Genomic DNA, 15,838 nt, shown 5'->3' on the forward strand with positions numbered 1-15,838 from the left:
GTCACGAGCTCTCGGGCGGCGGGAGCCCGAGCGCGTCGAGGAACGTGCGGGCCCAGCGGTCGACGTCGTGGCTCAGGACCTGCCGGCGAAGCGCCCGCATCCGCCTGCGGCCTTCGTCCCGATCGAGGGTGAGGGCCGCGTAGAGCGCGTTCTTGACGCCGTCGGTGTCGTGCGGGTTGACCAGCAGCGCGTCCTTGAGCTCGATGGCGGCACCGGCGAACTCCGAGAGCACCAGCGCGCCGCCGTTGTCGTGCCGGCAGGCCACGTACTCCTTGGCGACGAGGTTCATCCCGTCGCGCAGCGGCGTGACGAGCATGACGTCGGCCGCCACGAAGAAGGCGACCAGCTCGTCCCGGGGCAGCGACTGGTGGAGGTAGTGCACGGCCGGGTGCCCGACGCGGGCGTACTCGCCGTTGATCCGGCCGACGGCCTGCTCGATGTCGTTGCGCATCCGCTGGTAGTGCTCCACCCGCTCGCGGCTCGGTGTGGCCAGCTGGATCATCACGGTGTCCTCGGGGCTGATCCGGCCCTCCACGAGCAGCTCCTCGAAGGCACGCAGGCGGCCGTCGATGCCCTTGGTGTAGTCGAGCCGGTCCACGCCGAGCACGATGCGTTCCGGGTCGCCGAGGTCTGCCCGGATCTGTTTCGCCCGCTCCAGCACCTCGGGGCTGCGCGACATCCGGTCGAGGTTGGCGGAGTCGATCGAGATCGGGAAGGCGCCGAGCTTGACCGCGCGGTCGCCTACCAGGACCTCGGTGCGCCCGTGGCCGGGGCTCGCCCCGGCGAGGTGCGTGGCGAGCCAGCGGAAGTTGCGCGCGCCACCGGGGGTGTGGAAGCCGACGAGGTCGGCGCCGAGCAGACCCTCGACGATCCGCGCGCGCCACGGCAGCTGCATGAACAGTTCGGTGGGCGGGAACGGGATGTGCAGGAAGAACCCGATCCGCAGGTCGGGGCGCAGCTCGCGCAGCGCGGCCGGGAGCAGTTGCAGCTGGTAGTCCTGCACCCAGACGGTGGCGCCTTCTGCCGCGACCTTCGCGACGACGTCGGCGAAGCGCTGGTTGACCCGTACGTAGGCCTGCCACCAGTGGCGGTGGAACGCGGGTGGGGCCACGACGTCGTGGTAGAGCGGCCACAGGGTGCCGTTCGAGAAGCCCTCGTAGTACTCCTCGACGTCCTCCGCCGTGAGCCGCACCGGGTACAGCTGCAGGCCGTCCTCGACCAGGGGCTCGACGTCGGCGTCGGGTAGCCCCGGCCAGCCGACCCACGCTCCTTCGCGGCTGCGCAGCATCGGTTCGAGAGCCGTGACGAGGCCGCCCGGGCTGCGCTTCCAGCGCCGGGAGCCGTCGGGCAGCTTCTCCAGATCGACCGGCAGCCGGTTGGCCACGACCACGAAATCGGGGGACTGCGCAGTGCCGGACGGCATGTTCCTCCTCGTGCGCTCAGCACACGAGCCTACTGCCGGTCGGGCTCCGATGGTGTCGATTCGGTCACAGCGGGATCAGCCGGGCGGCGCGGGCTCGCCAGGAAGTCACCGAAAGCGACGCCCGCCGCGAGCGCGAGCCCGATGCCGAGCGCGACCGTCACGGTGACCAGCCCCTCGGCGAGGCCCTCGACGGAGAGCTGGTAGAAGCCGCGGTATGCCGTGTAGCCCGGCAGCAGGGGGGTGATGCCGGCGAGCGTGACGACGAGGGGTGAGATGCCACCGCCTCGGCGCAGCAGGCCGGTGGCGATCCCCACGACGACCGCGGCGGCGCCGGTGGCCGCGACCAGCCCGACCGCCAGGACCTGCGTGAGCAGGCCGTACGTGCCCCAGCCGGCTGCTCCCGCGAGCCCGGCCGCGAGCAGCGGCCGCCACCGCGCGTAACCGGCCAGCGAGAAGGATCCCGCGGCGAGCGCGGCCGCCAGCAGGGACAGGCTGAACCGGCCCGCGCCGGTCGGCAGCTCGCCGGCCACTTCGAGCCGGACACCGAACTCGATCCCGATCTTCAACGCGAGGACGACACCGGTGAGCAGGCCCGCGGAAAGCAGCGCGATCTCCGCCACCCGGCCCGCTGCCGTCACGTAGTAGCTCGAGATCGCGTCCTGCACCGTGCTGACGACCGACAGCCCCGAGAGCAGCACCGTGATGCTCGCCGCCACCACCAATGATGGTCGCGTGCCCGGCGGGATCACGCCGGCCGCGAAGAGGGCCAGCGTGGCGCCGGTGCCGATCAGCCCGCCGACGACCTGCCGGAAGAACGCGGGCAACCCCCACATGTTCAGCAGCCGGCCGAGCCGGTCGATGAGCCCCGTCACGAGGAACGCCGCCAACGCGGTGACCGGCGCGGCGCCGAGGAGGAGCGCGATCGACCCGGCGAGCCCCGCCCAGCCGGCCGTGGCGACCCACCGCGGGTACGGGTGCGGCGCGCTGACCGCGCCGTAGAGCGCGACCGACGCCCCCTCGATGTCCAGCTCGGCCCGCTCCACGCGCTCGACGATCTTGGCGACCTCTTCCAGCCGCGTGAGGTCGAGGGCGCGGTAGTTGACCAGCCGCATGGACGTGACCGGCGCGGCCGCCATCCCCCGGTGGCAGGACATGGTGATCGAGCTGAACGTGATGTCGACGTCCACGGCCGACAGACCGGCGGTGGCGGCCAGCCGCAACATCGTCCGCGAGGTCTCGTCCACGCTCTCGCCGCTCGAGAGCAGCACCTCCCCCACCCGCATGCACAGGTCGAGCACCTGCTGCACCCGCGCGTCGTCGGGAACGCTGGGGCCGAGCGGGCGCATCAGCTGCACCGTGGGCGGGCCGGCGTGCAACAGCCCGTGTGCCTCCCGCCGGAGCGCAGTGCGGACCCGGCGTGTGAACCGTTCGCCTGGCGTCATCCGGCCCCGCCCGAACGGACACCGCCCACGGAGGCGGCGATCGACTTCCGCATGCCGCCCAGGGTAGGTGCGGGCGTCGGTCGCGCCACTAGGATGTCCGCCGGTGCCCGCCGGTGTAGCTCAGTGGTAGAGCAACCGCCTTGTAAGCGGTAGGTCGTCGGTTCGATCCCGACCTCCGGCTCCGCTTCCTGACCTGCAGTTATGTTCTATTCGCAATGACATCAACTGGGTTTTCAAGATCGAACGTGGTGCGGGTTCGGCGGTTGGTCAGTGGCCGGGTGGGGTCCCGACGATCCGAGGCCTGCGCATCCCCGTCGCAACCGTCGTGTCCATGGTGGCCGATGGCATGTCCGTGGCGGAGATCTGTGCCGACCTACCCGACCTCACGCCTGCCGATGTCGCGGAAGCGTTGCGCTACGCCGCCGAGACCGTCCGCGAACGTCAGCTTCCGCTGCGCACGTCGGCATGAGACTTCTGCTCGACAACAACCTGTCACCGCGGCTGGTCGCGCTGCTGGGATCCCGCCTCGCCGCAGCGGGGATCGGGGGCGTAGCGGTCTTGCCGGGACGGTAGGCACGCCGTGCATCAAACGTGGCCCGAAACTTGCGCTCTGCGTCGCGCCGTGCTCGCCCACCAGCGGGATCGGTGCGGAGGTGCGCCTGCCCCCTTGCGGACGCTGGACTTGAGTCTCACGGCACTGAGAAGAGGCGTTACCTGTCAGTCCCGTCCGGATGGTCGGGACTGGGCGAGTCCGTCCAACCCTCCGGCCATGTTCGGGTGAAGTCCTCGCCGCCGAACCACACGTCCCGCTGGAACCGCACGGATCGGGTCAGTTCGGGGCGTCGTGACTCCGGTAGTGGAGGAGGAGACACCCACCGGAGCGATCGGCGCTGACGAGGCTGAAACGCTGCAGATCGCTGGTCTCGTCGAACAGTCGCCGCCCGCGGCCGGCCAGGCTGGGCGAGACGACCAGGCGCAGTTCGTCGACGAGGCGTTCGCGCAGCAGGGTTCGCGCGAGGGTGAGGCTGCCGTGGATGCCGATGTCGTTGCCTGCGCGGCGTTTCAGGTCGGCGACGTAGTGGGCTGCCGGGTCGGTGACCTGCGTGGTCGCGGACCAGTCGGGCCGGGCGGCGCTCGCGGAGAAAAGGATCTTCGGGGTGGTGTTGATGAAATCGGCGAAGGGTTGCATTGTCGAGTTGGGCCACTGCCGCGCCCATTTCTCGTAGGTCCGTCGACCGAGCAGCACGGTGTCCTGGCGCCCGATGATGTCAACGAGGTTGCCCATCAGCCGCTCGTCGGCGTCGGTGAACCATTCACCCTCACCCGGTTCCTCTGCCACACCGTCCAGAGAGATCAGCTCGTAGAGCACCACACTGCGCATCGCGTCGTTCCATCCCCGGGCCCGCGGGCCCACGTCGGCGTTGTTCGGTGGACTGGTTGCCGCCTCGGCGGCCTTGATAGGCACGAAGGTCCCAGCGGGCCTCCGTGCGCGGAAGGTCGGATGCTGCAACACGCTCCTGCCGGATTCGCAAGACCGCCTCGCCGGGCCGGTCGCGATACTGAGGGCATGCCCGCCTCCACCGACGACCAGCTCGACCCTCCCGAAGCGCTCCCTTTCGTGCCGCGTACCGACGTGGATCTGAAGCACCTGCGGGCGTTCGTGGAAGTAGCGGACGGGCTCAGCTTCAGCCGCGCCGCGGAACGGCTGTTCATCTCCGCACCGGCGCTCAGTCGGCAGATACGGACCCTGGAACGCGTCGTCGGCTGCCAGCTCTTCCGACGCTCCACCCATCAGGTGGAGCTGACACTTGCCGGCGAAGCGCTGCTCGACAGCACGCACGAGATCCTCGCCGCACTGGAACGCGGTATCGCGGCGACCCGTGCGGTCGGCGGTCAGCTGGATGCGCGGATGCGGGGGTTGTGGGAGCCCGTCGTCGAAGCACCAGGACTCGGTGACATCTCCGCGCAACGACTGGCACTGGAAACGATGATGGCGCAGTTCCCACCACCGCCGGAGGTCTCGGTGATACCGGTCAGCGCGGGCGGTGTGCCGAGCCTGCGGCTGTCCCCACCGGATCCACTCGACGACACCGTCCTCCTGTATCTCCACGGCGGTGGCTTCATCATGGGCTCTGCGTTCGGCTACCGGGCCACCATCGCAGCGCTGATCCGCCACACCCGCACAGCAGCGGTGGTGCCCGACTACCGGCTAGCACCGGAGCATCCGTTCCCCGCAGCACTGGACGACGCGTTCGCGGCCTACGGCTGGCTGCTCGACAGCGGTGTCGCACCGAGCCGGATCGTCGTGGCCGGGGACTCCGCAGGCGCCGCGCTGGCCACCCTGCTGCTGGTGCGGCTGGTGGCCGAGAACGTGCCGGTGCCGACGCTGGCCCTGCTGCTGTGCCCCTGGCTGGATCTAAGCCGGAACCCGCTGACGGACCGGCCGGACCTGGGAGCCGGCAGCGGCCTCACCGGCGACCAGCTGAGCGGCTACCTCGAGTCCTACGCGAACGGACACCCGCTGAACGACCCCGAGATCAGCCCGCTGCACGCTGATCTGACCGGGTTGCCACCGCTGCTCGTCCAGGCCGGCACCGGCGACCCGCTACTGGACGACGCCAGGCTCCTGGTCGACCGCGCCACCAGCCACGCCGTCGAGGCGTGCCTGGAGCTCTACCCCGCCAACACCCACGACTTCCCCCTCTTCTGGTCCTTCCTCCCAGAAGCGGCAGAAGCGATGCGAAGCGCCGGAGACCGCGTGCACGCCACCCGCATTGCCCGCTCCTCCCCCCACGATCGAAGCAGCGCGTCGTAGCTCCGCGGAGCGCTGATGGACGATCTGCAACGGCTGGGCGGCGCGGGTCGGACCGGATCCGGTCTTGACGACGTCCAGCCCGCCGCGAGCGCCGACCGCATCTCGGCCTGGTCTGCTCCTCGATCTGCGCAGGAGGTCGCCGTCTCGATCGCCCGGCTGAAATGAGGTCAGAGCGATACGCTGCGGCGTGGCATCAAACGCGGCGCGAAACTCCGCGATCCGGGTGCAATCCGGCACCGAGTACGCAGCCGCGGTCATTGTTCTCGCAGGTAGGCGGCTCGTTCGCTGAGTCCAGGCAGCCTTGTAAGCGGTAGGCCGAGGGGTCGATCCTCTCCTCCGGCTCAACGTCTTGAACTGGCCACATGCGAACTTCAAGATCCAGGTGAAGATCGTCTTCAACTCACCCTGGTGGTTGCTCACCCACGCAGCGGCCCGCAACGGGACGGTGATCGCTTCCCGCCGGGACCGCCGGAGGATCTGAATCGTCCTTGCGAAACGGGTCGATCGCCGAGCCGCGTGGAGGTATCGCCAACCGATCGTCCGTCCGTGAGGTGAACCGGACGCGCCTCGGCCATTCCAACGCCCACGCAGCTTGTTTGCCTCAGTCCACCGTTCGGCCCTGTGACCTGCAAGATGTCACACCTAGTCTCGAAGCGGTGCCACCGAGTCACGGACTGTATAGATGCAGCCGCTGCCGGCAAGACCATCGGCTCGACAACTCGAACGCACTACCGGTACCGAGTCGCCGACCCCGTGTCCGCCCGGACGAGCTGGCCCGCGACGACGATGTTCATACAACAGGAACCAACGAGCCTGTTCGTGCCTTCGCAACGCACCGCACCACGACGCCAGCCCGCTCGACCACGGTCTGACGAGCCAGCACCGTTACCTCGTCGACGCATGGGTCGCATTGCCAGGCGCCGTCTCCGCAAAGACCGCGACGATGCGAAGTCGGCCATCAGTGGACCTGCACGAGGATGGCGGGTCCGGCTGTTCAGTACGTCTTCGACGAGGACGGGTTCTACGAAGACGTAGCCGACAAACTCATCGAGCATGCTTCTGCTGGCGGACGCCATGACCGTCGTGACCACAGCCTCTGCGTCCTCCTCAACGATGCCGCCACGGTCGTCGACGGCAGTACCTACGCCGACCTTGCTGGAGAGGGTGTCGAGAAGGGACTGAAGAGGATGGGCGTGGATGAGACCGTCGCGGCAGCGTTCAGCTCCGGCGCGAAGATCGCAATCAAGAAGGCATTCGACGGGCCGGCCTTCGGCAACCTCCCGAAGGCGTTCCGCGCGACCATCCCGTTGGTCTGTCCGAACCTGGATGCCTGCCCGACGAAGTCGGCGGTCTTCAAGACCTACATGACACCGCTCCTGTCCGCCGAGTTGCGGGACGTCGCCGAGCGCCTCGGTGCGCTACAGCAGGGGAAGTGACTCGGTCAGCTCGGCCTTCGTCTCGACATGCCGCGGCGTTTTCGCAGCCACTCAGCGACCGAAGGTTCATGGGTGATACCGCCTCGCCGGACGACGCGTGCACCCGGCGAGCGTCACCGATCGGCGCGGACGGCCACGGCTGACATCTCCACACAGGTCTGCGATCCTGGAACCGAACGCAGGAGAACGAGAGGAGCACGACGATCATGAGCGCTTCCGCTGCCGACGGCGCCGACCTCGAGTTCGTTGTCTCCTCCAGGCTCGCCCAAGCCGCCCGACGCGACGGCATAGAACTGCCGGAAGGTGCCCGCGTGCACCTCCACGTCGTGGCCGACGCCGAGATGGCCCACCCTCGGCGCTCACTCCCGTGGATCGGCTCCGTCACGACGGGCGCGACAGACCGCAGCACGACCTACCGCGACACACTGCGCGCCGAGATGGGTCGCACAGCCGAGTGACCCCCAAGTGATCCTGCTCGACGCCGGGCCGCTGATCGCGGCCTTCGACACCTCCGACGAGCACCACCTCGACTGCGCGGCCCTCCTGCAAAGCGCCACCGACGAGCTACTCGTCCCGCAGCCCATTGTGGCCGAGGTCTGCTACATGATCGGCCGAGCCCACTTCGGCGCACCGGTCGAGGCCATGTTCCTGCGCAGCTTCGCCGAAGGCGCCCTGACAGCGACCCCGCTCGAACCGGTGGACTTCGAACGCATGGCACAGCTCGTCGAGCAGTACGCCTCCCTGCCACTGGGTGGCAGTGACGCGAGCGTCATCGCACTTGCTGAGCGTCTGAAGATCGAACAGGTGGCCACGCTCGATCGACGCCACTTCACCGTCGTGCGACCACGGCACTGCTCCGCTTTGACCCTCCTGCCGTGACCCACGTTCAGCGAGGGCCCGCGTGGCATCAAACGTGGCGCGAAACTCCGCGCGCCATGTGCACATCAGGCACCCTAGACGCCGTCGAGGTCGCTGTTTCCGCTGGTAGACGCCCTGGTTGCCATGTTCAGGCAACCTTGTGAGCGGTAGGTCGTCGGTTCGATCCCGACCTCCGGCTCAGATCTCTGACCTGTGTCTTTGTTGAGCGACGTGTTCAGTGCAAGCGTTTCCGAGATCGGACGTGGTGCGAGCGGCTGCACGAGGTGCCGGACACGGCCTGATCAGCCGGCCTCGACCACTCCGCCCGCCCCTGCGGGCGCGGCGGCCGGCGGGGTGATGTCGTGGCCGTGCCGGGCCGCGGCCGCCTGTGCCCGCCGTCCGGTGGCGATGCTGAAGAAGACCAGGCCCGCGATGACGACGACCGGGACGATGCTGTTGATCAACACCATGGGTTCCGTGCCGACGGTCAGGGTGAGGAGCGCGCGGATCACTGCCTCGCCGAGCAGGGTCACCCCCCACACCACCCCGATGAACCGCTGAACACTGCGGAACTTCGGGTACTGCCACAACCCGTTCCACCACTGCCGCTGCACCGCAGAGCCATCGGTGGCGAAGCGGCGGCCGAGGTAGAACGTCAGCGGCCGCCCGACCACGAGCGTCACCAGCATGATCGCGCCTATCAGCCCCGTCGTGATCGAGTCCTTGAGGAACACCGCGCGGGCGTCGGCGGACAGGAGCGTGGTGGCGACCCCGATCACGATGCCGATCAGCACGAACACGCTGAACTCGTCGACCACCCGCTGCTTGACCACGGTGTAGCCGATCTCCAGCGCCGGCCAGATCCCGGAGACGAGCAGCGCGGTCACCTCGCTGGTCCCGAGCACGCGAGTCAGCAGGACGTAGGTCGCGAACGGCAGCACGACGTTCACGGTGAGGGTCACGATCCAGTTCGCGAGGGCCGACTGGCCGCTGGCGGGCCTACCACGATCAGACGTGCTCATGATCAGCTCTTTCGTCGACGGATCAGGAACTTGTGCGTTACTGTATCCGGCCGTGAGCGATCTCGAACAACGGGCGACGGCCTCCGGTCTCGTGTTGTTCGTACTCGGCGCTGCCCAGGTCCCTCCGTCGCCGCCGCTGCCCGGGCCGGTGTTGGTCCGCATGTTGGGCGATCTCGGCATGGCGGAGGGGGCCGCGCGCTCGACGATCCTGCGGATGCGCCGGGCCGAGTCGATCACATCGAGCCGGGTGGACCGCAGAGCCGGCTACGCGCCCTCGCCGTCGACGCTGGCCGGGCACCGCCGACACGCGACCGGGTCGGCCGCCGCCGAGTGGGACGGGGAGTTCCACACGCTGATCGTCCAGGTGCCCGAGCGCAGACGGGGCTTCCGGGACGCGCTGCGCCGCGCTGCCCACATCGCCGGCTACCGCGGTCTCGGACCCGGCCTGCTGGTCGCGCCGACCGATCGCCGCGCCGAACTCGCCCCCACGCTCGACCGGGCCCCGATGGACGCCTCGATCCTGCCCGGGCATCTGCGGCTCACCGTCGAGGACAGCCGGACCGTGGCGATGAGGCTGTGGGGGCTCGACGAGCTGGGCGCGCGCTACCGGGTCCTCGCCGACGCGGCGCACGCCGCCGCCGTCCACGCGCGCGCCGACCCGCCCGCCGGGCCCGATGCCCTGCGCGCGCTGGCCGCAGCGACGCTGCCGATCTACGAGGCGATCCGCGACGATCCCGAGCTGCCGGCGCAGCTGCTCGCCCCCGACTGGCCGCAGCACGAACTGCGCGTGGCGCTCACCGAGTCCCTGCGGGCCCTCGTCCCCCGCGTCGCCGAGTACGTCGCCGCCCTGCGGGCCGGGACGTAGCCCGCGTGGTCCCAGGTGCAGGGTGCGGTGATGGAATTGGCTCGAGGAGTTCATGGCCGGGCAGAGCACGGTTTCCCTTGCAGCCGCGCAGGTCGGTCGGGTCGAAGTGCCCGGCGGGTCCTGAGCTGCTCGCGCCGCGTGGCGCGAACGTTCGGCGGGTGGGAACGGCAGCGTCGAGCCCCGGCCTCGTCCCGCTGCCTCCGATTCCCGTGATCAGCGTACCCGGGACATGACGTGCAAATCCGCACCTCATGTCCCATTCCTGCTGATCACTGGCTCGGCGAGCCCGCTGCGGGCAGGCACTGTTGGTCGACGTCGAGCCAGGGTTCGTACAGCAACCGCGCCAGATCCGGCCGTTGTTCCACAAACGCGTTGTGCACCGCGACGGAGCTGACGATCGTGCTGCGGCCGCCGGAGCGAGCCGGCTGCACGCACAGCAGCGCGACGACGTCAGTCGGGTCGGCATGAAAACCCAACCGTTGACTGTGCTGGTAGCTACGGGTCGTCGAATGCGCCGGGTCGGCGCCCGAGTCGCGAACATGCACGACCGGAGACTGCTCCAACCCTTGCGGCACAACACGTCCGAGGTGGCTGGTGATCCCGACCGAGACCAGCGCGCACTGCTGATCCGTCAGCCCGTCGACGGGCACCCCGTCGACGAGCGCGAAGCCCCGACCGTGCACCACGTCGCCCGCAAGTCGCTGCAGCAGAGAGCCGAGCCGTGGCAGCGGGAAAGATCTCGGTGAAACCTCGTCCAGTCCGACGCCGGCAGTCTCCGCCACGCTGAGGGCGGACAGCACTTCGGCGCGGTAGGTGGTACCCAGCGACAACCGCCAAACCGAATCGTCCAGCATCTGGGTGGCGTGCCAATCCGCTGGACTACGTACCTGCGTAATTGCCGCCATGTCCCACGCCTCTCATCCGATCCACGGCATCAAGCGCTGCCATCAGCACGTGCACGCTCGGTCTGCGTGCCACCTCCAGCCTGCCGCACTCGACGTCCGGGGCAGCCTGTCGAGTCCGAGCAGCATGAGCAATTTCCTGGTCGACGAAGCAGGCGACCTCGGGGAACTTCTCCATCCGAGGAGACCTCGGCAAACTGGTTGCGCTCCGGGCAGTGTGATCGACACGATCGCGCGTATGACGAGCGACGAGCTGCCGGGGATGCCTTCTCAGCGTGCCCTGCTGCCGCGGTCGACACCGGCCGCCGCGGGGGTGTCGTCCCGCGCGGTCGGCGCGCTGCTGGACCGGCTCGAAGCGCGATCCATCGAATGCCACTCGATCATGGTGGTGCACCACGGTCACGTCATCGCCGAAGGCTGGTGGGCGCCGTACTCGGCCGAACGTCCACACCTGCTCTACTCGTTGACCAAATCGTTCACCTCGATCGCCGTCGGGCTGGCGATCGCCGACGGGCTGCTCTCGCTGGACGACCGGGTGGTGGACGTGTTGCCCGACCACGTTCCGGCCGACGTCTCCGAGCAGGGACGCCGCATCACCGTCCACCACCTGCTGTCCATGACGGTCGGACACGACACGGACAGCCTCGACGAGGCCTGGCAACTGGAGCCGGGCGACCTGGTCAAGGGCTTCCTGCGCGTGCCGTTCCCCGAGGCCGAGGGAACACGGCACACCTACGACAACGCGACCACCTTCGTCCTGGCCCGGATGGTGGAGCGGGTCACGGGCCGGGGGCTGCCGGAGTTCCTCGACGAGCGTCTCTTCACGCCCATGGGTGTCGACCACGCCGAGTGGGACCGGGTGGCCAGCGGTGCCGCCTTCGGATTCCACGGTCTGCACCTCACCACCGAGGCCGTCGCCGCGTTCGGCGAGTTGCTGCTGCGCGGCGGCCGCTGGCGCGAGCGGCAGCTCGTCCCGCGCGAATGGGTGGAGCTCGCGACCAGGCGGCACGTCGAGACCCTGCCTCCCGCGGACGGACCCGGAAACCCCGACTTCCTGTGCGGTTACGGGTACCAGTTCTGGATGTCGCGGCACGGCTACCACGGAAACGGCTCCTTCGGCCAGCAATGCGTGGTCGTCCCGTCGCACGATCTCGTGGTTGCCGTGACCAGCGGCCACCCGAACGAGGACTCGCCGGCACAGGTCGTGCACGACGCGATCTGGGAATTCCTCCTGCCCGCGGTGGGTGGCGGCGGCGACGACGGCACCCGGGACGACGCGCTCCTCGCCGAGCGGCTGCGTCGGCTGTCGTTCGCGCCCGTACCGGGCTCGGCCGAGCCGGGACTCCTCGTCACGGCCAGGCTCGACGCCTCCGCCGAGGATTCGCCACTGCCCGACGGAACCGCAGTGGTCGTCGATCCCGTCGATGGCGGCTGGCACCTGCGAATCGGGTCGGGCCTCGACATCGAGGCAGGCCATGGCCGATGGCGGGAGAGCTCGCCGCTCGGCCGCCCCGTCGTCGCCGCCGGCGCCTGGCAGGGCAGCACGTTCGTCGCCGAGCTCTACATCATCACCACCCCGCACCGGATCCGGCTGGTGGTCGACGCCGAGGCGCGGACAGCGGTGGCGAACTGGAGCACAGTGCCCCTGACCGGCCCCAGCCTGGAACGGCACGTGACATCGCCGCTGATGACACAGCCCGACGTCGCGTAGGTGACAAGGGACTGACCGGCGGCCGGCCTACGGGCGCGCCTCGAGGATCAGGTTGAACGGTGTCTCGGCAGCCCGGCGGAACCGTGTGAAACCGGCATCGCGAAGGATCTCGGCAAGCCGCGCCTCGCCCGCCTGCGCACCGAGCGCTGTGCGCGGTTCCTCGGTCATCGAGTGGGCGACGCAGATGACGGTCGACGCCCCGTAGTACAGGCGGCCGACCGGGTTGAAATTGTCCTCGACCCGATCATTGGCAAACGGCTCGACCAGCAGGAACGTCCCGTCAGGCTTGAGCGCCTCGCGGATGTGCGTCGCCGCGCCGAGCGGATCGGGCATGTCGTGCAGCGCGTCGAAGATGGCCACGAGGTCGTAGTCGGCACCGGGGAAGTCGGCTGCGGCGGCCACTTCGAACGTCGCCCGTCCCGCGAGGCCGGCGTCGGCCATGCGCTTGCGTGCCTGCTCGATCGACGGGCCGTGGTAGTCGAAACCGGCGACTTTCGAGCGGGGGAACGCCTCTGCGAGCAGCAACGTTGACGCGCCGTGCCCGCATCCGACGTCGGCGACCTTCGCGCCGGCCCGCAGTTTCTCCTCGACCCCGTCGAGCGCGGGGATCCACGAGGACACCAGGTTCGCGACGTAGCCGGGCCGGAAGAATCTCTCGACCCCTTCGAACATCCCCGGGTCGTGCTCGTGCCACGCGAAGCCGCCGTTGGTCCGGACGGCTTCGGTGATCCGTTCGATGTTCTTGGAGACCGCGACCGGGAGGTGGAACGCTGCCGCGATCTGCATCCCGTCCGGTGATGCCAGCGCGAACGCCTGTTCCTCGGTGAGCGAGAAGCGTCCGGTGGCGGGGTCGTAGGTGACGTAGCCGCCTGCGGCCTGCCCCTTGAGCCACTCCCGCATGTACCGCTCACCGACGCCGGCCTCGGTGGCGGCCTCCGCCGGCGTGGCCGGCATCACGGCGAGAAGCGACCGGTACAGGCCCAACCGGTCGCCGATCACGGCGCTGCAGGCCTGGTAGCTCCCACCGACATCGGTGACGAAGGTCCCCAGCAGCTCGTTCAGCTTGGCCTCGTCGACAGCCATGGCCGATCCCCTTCCCGTGCAGCGAACACCGACCAATCGGGTTCTGTGCACGCGCCATTGCGGGAACTGCGCCTGTTCCTGTCAAGCCTTCGGAGAAACCCATGAGGAAATTCGGCCATCCAGACGAGCCCGGTGCAGCAGGCACCTGGCACGCGGACAGTCCATCCATCCGAACGTCGGAGTCATCACACCGGGCTGCGCGGATCGACGTTCGGACCACTCGCCACGTGCAGATCGGGAACGTCGCCGTTGCCATCGGGGCACGTCAGGCGAGGCGATGCGGCGGTGCAGCCGGTCGCGGTCGGGTCCCGCTCACGAGTCGAGCAGCTGATCGTGACGGTGTGTTCCGATCGCACAGGTCGCCCGAGTCCGTGATCAATGTTTGTCGGAGGTGACCGCACTCGGCGCTCAGTTCAGCGACGGCGGCGCGTTTCGCCTCTGCACGTGCTGCTTGCGGGCTGACGGGTTCAGCAGGCGACCCCCGATGGGGTCCGGGCCCGTCGGTGCCCGTCCGGGCAGCTCCGCGCAAGAGGCGCGTCCTGAGGTGGCCGCGGCTGCTCATCGCCGTCGAGCGGGCAGCCGAACCATCCCTGCCAAGGAGGCGGCTTCAGCCTGGCCGACGGCCCCGACGGCCAGTGGAGCAGCGAACCCGCGTTCCACGCCGGAGCCGGTGGGCTGGCCGGCACCGTCGACGACTGGCTCCGCTTCGGGCGCATGCTGCTCGGTGAAGGCGCCCTCGACGGCCGACAGGTGCTTCAGCCGCTCGCCGTTGCCCGGCCGCTGGTTGCACGGAGGAGCAACCTGATTGATCGGGCAGTACCGCGAGGCGGGTGCGGCGAGGCACGCTGGGGTGGACCTCGATCAGATGGGCTCACCAACAATCGGGAGGCTTCAAGCGATGCCCACGTTCCCTCCGATCGCTCACGTCGCAATCACGGTCGCAGACCTCGACCGGAGCACGCGCTGGTACACCGCGCTCTTCGGGTCCGAGCCGGTGCTCGACGAGGACGAGACAACCGGGGGCTTCCACCACACGGTCTTCGTCATCGGCGACGGTCACCTGTTCGGCCTGCACACCCATCCGGGCGCCCCGGCCGGTGACGCGTTCAGCGAGCGCCGAACCGGGCTCGACCACGTCGCGTTCGCCTGCGCCGACCGGGCCGAGCTCGAGTCGTGGCGCAAGAGGCTGGACGAGCTGGGCATCGGCCACGGTGGCATCGTCGACGCCCACTACGGATCCGGGCTGTCGTTCCGCGACCCGGACAACATCGCGCTCGAGTTCTTCGCGCCGCCGGCGAGCTGAGGCGCACAGCGCCGGCCTTCGGAGCGGAACCGGGTCGTCTCCGAGCCCCAGCAGGTCCCGGGCGTGCGCCCGCGCTCACTCGGGCTCCGGTCGCTTCCTCGGCTGGCCGAGCTGCTCCAGCACGTCGTCGAGGTCGAAGCGGAACTGGCCGCCGGGGGTCGTGGCTGCCGGGGTGATCCGGCCGGTACGCACCCACTCCCGCACCGTCTCGGGATGTACCTGGAGATGCCGTGCCAGATCCCGTGTCGTGATCAGGGGACGGCGGGCCATGGTTCGACGGTAGGTAGAGCTTCTTGTGCCCGGTAGTTGTTCCTGGTCATCCACTGAGAGACACCGTTTGACCCTGTATCTCACTGTAGAATGTTCGATAGAGTGCCGAACATGGCGTTCTGGATGACGGAGCTACCTGGAGGCGGGTTCGCGATGGGTGAGGCACCGGACGAGGCGGAGGCGCGGTTGCAGATCGTCCGTCAGCAGGGTCGGGCGTCGGTGTCGTTCCACCGGCGTTCGGGGCGGTTCCGGTGGACGGTGGTGCTGGACGATGGGAAGTCCTCGCACGGGTGGGCGGAGACCGAGGAGGAGGGGTGGTGGTTCGTGAAGGAGGCGGTCAACCGGCCGTTCCGCGGAACGCGCCACCGGAGGCCCCGTGGTCTCTGGACCCGCCCTCCGGAGCCGCGGTGACCGGCCGGCCTGGTGGCGCGCGACTGGGCCGCGCGCTGCTCGACCGCCCCGCAGTTCAGCCGGGCCTTCCGGGCGACCTACGGCCTCCCGCCGGGCGAGTACCGCGAGACCCGTCGCCACCACCGACCAGCCGCGACGGAGGGGTGACGCCGGGCGTTCGGCTCAGCTCGCCGCCGGGCCTGCCGCGCGTCCGCCCGAACGGGGATGGGCCGGGCGGCGGCACCTCCTGCAGTTCGGCGCTGACCGCACCACCAGGCCTTCCGCAGCGCCCCGGCGGGCCCCATCTTCGTGGACCTC

17 protein-coding genes and 1 tRNA gene are annotated in these 15,838 nt (G+C 69.4%); 11 read left to right on the top strand and 7 right to left on the bottom strand.

What is annotated here, in order from left to right; all coding sequences use genetic code 11:
- Nucleotide 1: 1 nt before the first annotated feature.
- Nucleotides 2-1,423: an alpha,alpha-trehalose-phosphate synthase (UDP-forming) gene (locus ACU436_RS31740; RefSeq protein WP_459030703.1), complete on the bottom strand. Its 1,422-nt coding sequence runs from the start codon at nt 1,421-1,423 to the stop codon at nt 2-4.
- A gap of 29 nt (nt 1,424-1,452) precedes the next feature.
- On the bottom strand, nt 1,453-2,769 hold the full coding sequence (locus tag ACU436_RS31745; protein ID WP_459030705.1) for a threonine/serine exporter family protein: 1,317 nt from the start codon (nt 2,767-2,769) through the stop codon (nt 1,453-1,455).
- A gap of 205 nt (nt 2,770-2,974) precedes the next feature.
- Between ACU436_RS31745 and ACU436_RS31750 the strand changes: the two genes are divergently transcribed.
- A tRNA-Thr gene (locus ACU436_RS31750) sits at nt 2,975-3,046 on the top strand.
- 57 nt (nt 3,047-3,103) lie between these two features.
- Nucleotides 3,104-3,334 carry a DUF433 domain-containing protein gene (locus ACU436_RS31755; RefSeq protein WP_459030899.1) on the top strand — a complete coding sequence of 77 codons (231 nt, stop codon included), beginning with the start codon at nt 3,104-3,106 and terminating at the stop codon, nt 3,332-3,334.
- Between the two features lie 360 nt (nt 3,335-3,694).
- On the opposite strand, the gene ACU436_RS31760 is transcribed toward ACU436_RS31755, so the two are convergent.
- Nucleotides 3,695-4,330, bottom strand: coding sequence for a dihydrofolate reductase family protein (locus ACU436_RS31760; protein WP_459030706.1), 636 nt, complete (start codon nt 4,328-4,330; stop codon nt 3,695-3,697).
- 102 nt (nt 4,331-4,432) lie between these two features.
- Between ACU436_RS31760 and ACU436_RS31765 the strand changes: the two genes are divergently transcribed.
- The 5 genes from ACU436_RS31765 (at nt 4,433) to ACU436_RS31785 (ending at nt 7,995) form a co-directional block, all read left to right on the top strand.
- Nucleotides 4,433-5,680 carry an alpha/beta hydrolase fold domain-containing protein gene (locus ACU436_RS31765; protein WP_459030707.1) on the top strand — a complete coding sequence of 416 codons (1,248 nt, stop codon included), beginning with the start codon at nt 4,433-4,435 and terminating at the stop codon, nt 5,678-5,680.
- A 15-nt stretch (nt 5,681-5,695) separates the two neighbouring features.
- Nucleotides 5,696-5,845 carry a hypothetical protein gene (locus tag ACU436_RS31770; RefSeq protein ID WP_459030708.1) on the top strand — a complete coding sequence of 50 codons (150 nt, stop codon included), beginning with the start codon at nt 5,696-5,698 and terminating at the stop codon, nt 5,843-5,845.
- An 812-nt stretch (nt 5,846-6,657) separates the two neighbouring features.
- A complete protein-coding gene (locus tag ACU436_RS31775; RefSeq protein ID WP_459030709.1) occupies nt 6,658-7,116 on the top strand; it encodes a hypothetical protein in 459 nt (152 codons plus the stop codon).
- Nucleotides 7,117-7,322: 206 nt separating this feature from the next.
- Nucleotides 7,323-7,574: a hypothetical protein gene (locus tag ACU436_RS31780; RefSeq protein ID WP_459030710.1), complete on the top strand. Its 252-nt coding sequence runs from the start codon at nt 7,323-7,325 to the stop codon at nt 7,572-7,574.
- 7 nt (nt 7,575-7,581) lie between these two features.
- Nucleotides 7,582-7,995, top strand: coding sequence for a type II toxin-antitoxin system VapC family toxin (locus ACU436_RS31785; protein WP_459030711.1), 414 nt, complete (start codon nt 7,582-7,584; stop codon nt 7,993-7,995).
- A gap of 281 nt (nt 7,996-8,276) precedes the next feature.
- On the opposite strand, the gene ACU436_RS31790 is transcribed toward ACU436_RS31785, so the two are convergent.
- Nucleotides 8,277-8,996: a VC0807 family protein gene (locus ACU436_RS31790; protein ID WP_459030712.1), complete on the bottom strand. Its 720-nt coding sequence runs from the start codon at nt 8,994-8,996 to the stop codon at nt 8,277-8,279.
- A 52-nt stretch (nt 8,997-9,048) separates the two neighbouring features.
- Here ACU436_RS31790 and ACU436_RS31795 point away from each other — a divergent pair, with 52 nt between their 5' ends.
- Nucleotides 9,049-9,861 carry a PaaX family transcriptional regulator C-terminal domain-containing protein gene (locus ACU436_RS31795; protein ID WP_459030713.1) on the top strand — a complete coding sequence of 271 codons (813 nt, stop codon included), beginning with the start codon at nt 9,049-9,051 and terminating at the stop codon, nt 9,859-9,861.
- Between the two features lie 269 nt (nt 9,862-10,130).
- On the opposite strand, the gene ACU436_RS31800 is transcribed toward ACU436_RS31795, so the two are convergent.
- Complete coding sequence (locus ACU436_RS31800) at nt 10,131-10,715, bottom strand: TauD/TfdA family dioxygenase (protein ID WP_459030714.1); 585 nt, start codon at nt 10,713-10,715, stop codon at nt 10,131-10,133.
- 4 nt (nt 10,716-10,719) lie between these two features.
- On the opposite strand from ACU436_RS31800, the gene ACU436_RS31805 reads away from it, so the two are divergent.
- Nucleotides 10,720-12,474 carry a serine hydrolase domain-containing protein gene (locus tag ACU436_RS31805; protein ID WP_459030715.1) on the top strand — a complete coding sequence of 585 codons (1,755 nt, stop codon included), beginning with the start codon at nt 10,720-10,722 and terminating at the stop codon, nt 12,472-12,474.
- Between the two features lie 27 nt (nt 12,475-12,501).
- Here ACU436_RS31805 and ACU436_RS31810 read toward each other — a convergent pair whose 3' ends face one another.
- Nucleotides 12,502-13,557: a class I SAM-dependent methyltransferase gene (locus tag ACU436_RS31810; RefSeq protein WP_459030716.1), complete on the bottom strand. Its 1,056-nt coding sequence runs from the start codon at nt 13,555-13,557 to the stop codon at nt 12,502-12,504.
- Between the two features lie 898 nt (nt 13,558-14,455).
- Between ACU436_RS31810 and ACU436_RS31815 the strand changes: the two genes are divergently transcribed.
- A complete protein-coding gene (locus tag ACU436_RS31815) occupies nt 14,456-14,860 on the top strand; it encodes a VOC family protein (RefSeq protein ID WP_459030717.1) in 405 nt (134 codons plus the stop codon).
- Nucleotides 14,861-14,935: 75 nt separating this feature from the next.
- Here ACU436_RS31815 and ACU436_RS31820 read toward each other — a convergent pair whose 3' ends face one another.
- Complete coding sequence (locus ACU436_RS31820) at nt 14,936-15,130, bottom strand: helix-turn-helix domain-containing protein (protein ID WP_459030718.1); 195 nt, start codon at nt 15,128-15,130, stop codon at nt 14,936-14,938.
- A 111-nt stretch (nt 15,131-15,241) separates the two neighbouring features.
- Here ACU436_RS31820 and ACU436_RS31825 point away from each other — a divergent pair, with 111 nt between their 5' ends.
- Complete coding sequence (locus ACU436_RS31825; RefSeq protein ID WP_459030719.1) at nt 15,242-15,541, top strand: hypothetical protein; 300 nt, start codon at nt 15,242-15,244, stop codon at nt 15,539-15,541.
- The last annotated feature ends 297 nt before the right edge of the window (nt 15,542-15,838 follow it).

The sequence above is a fragment of the Pseudonocardia wallangbongensis genome (assembly GCF_054486945.1).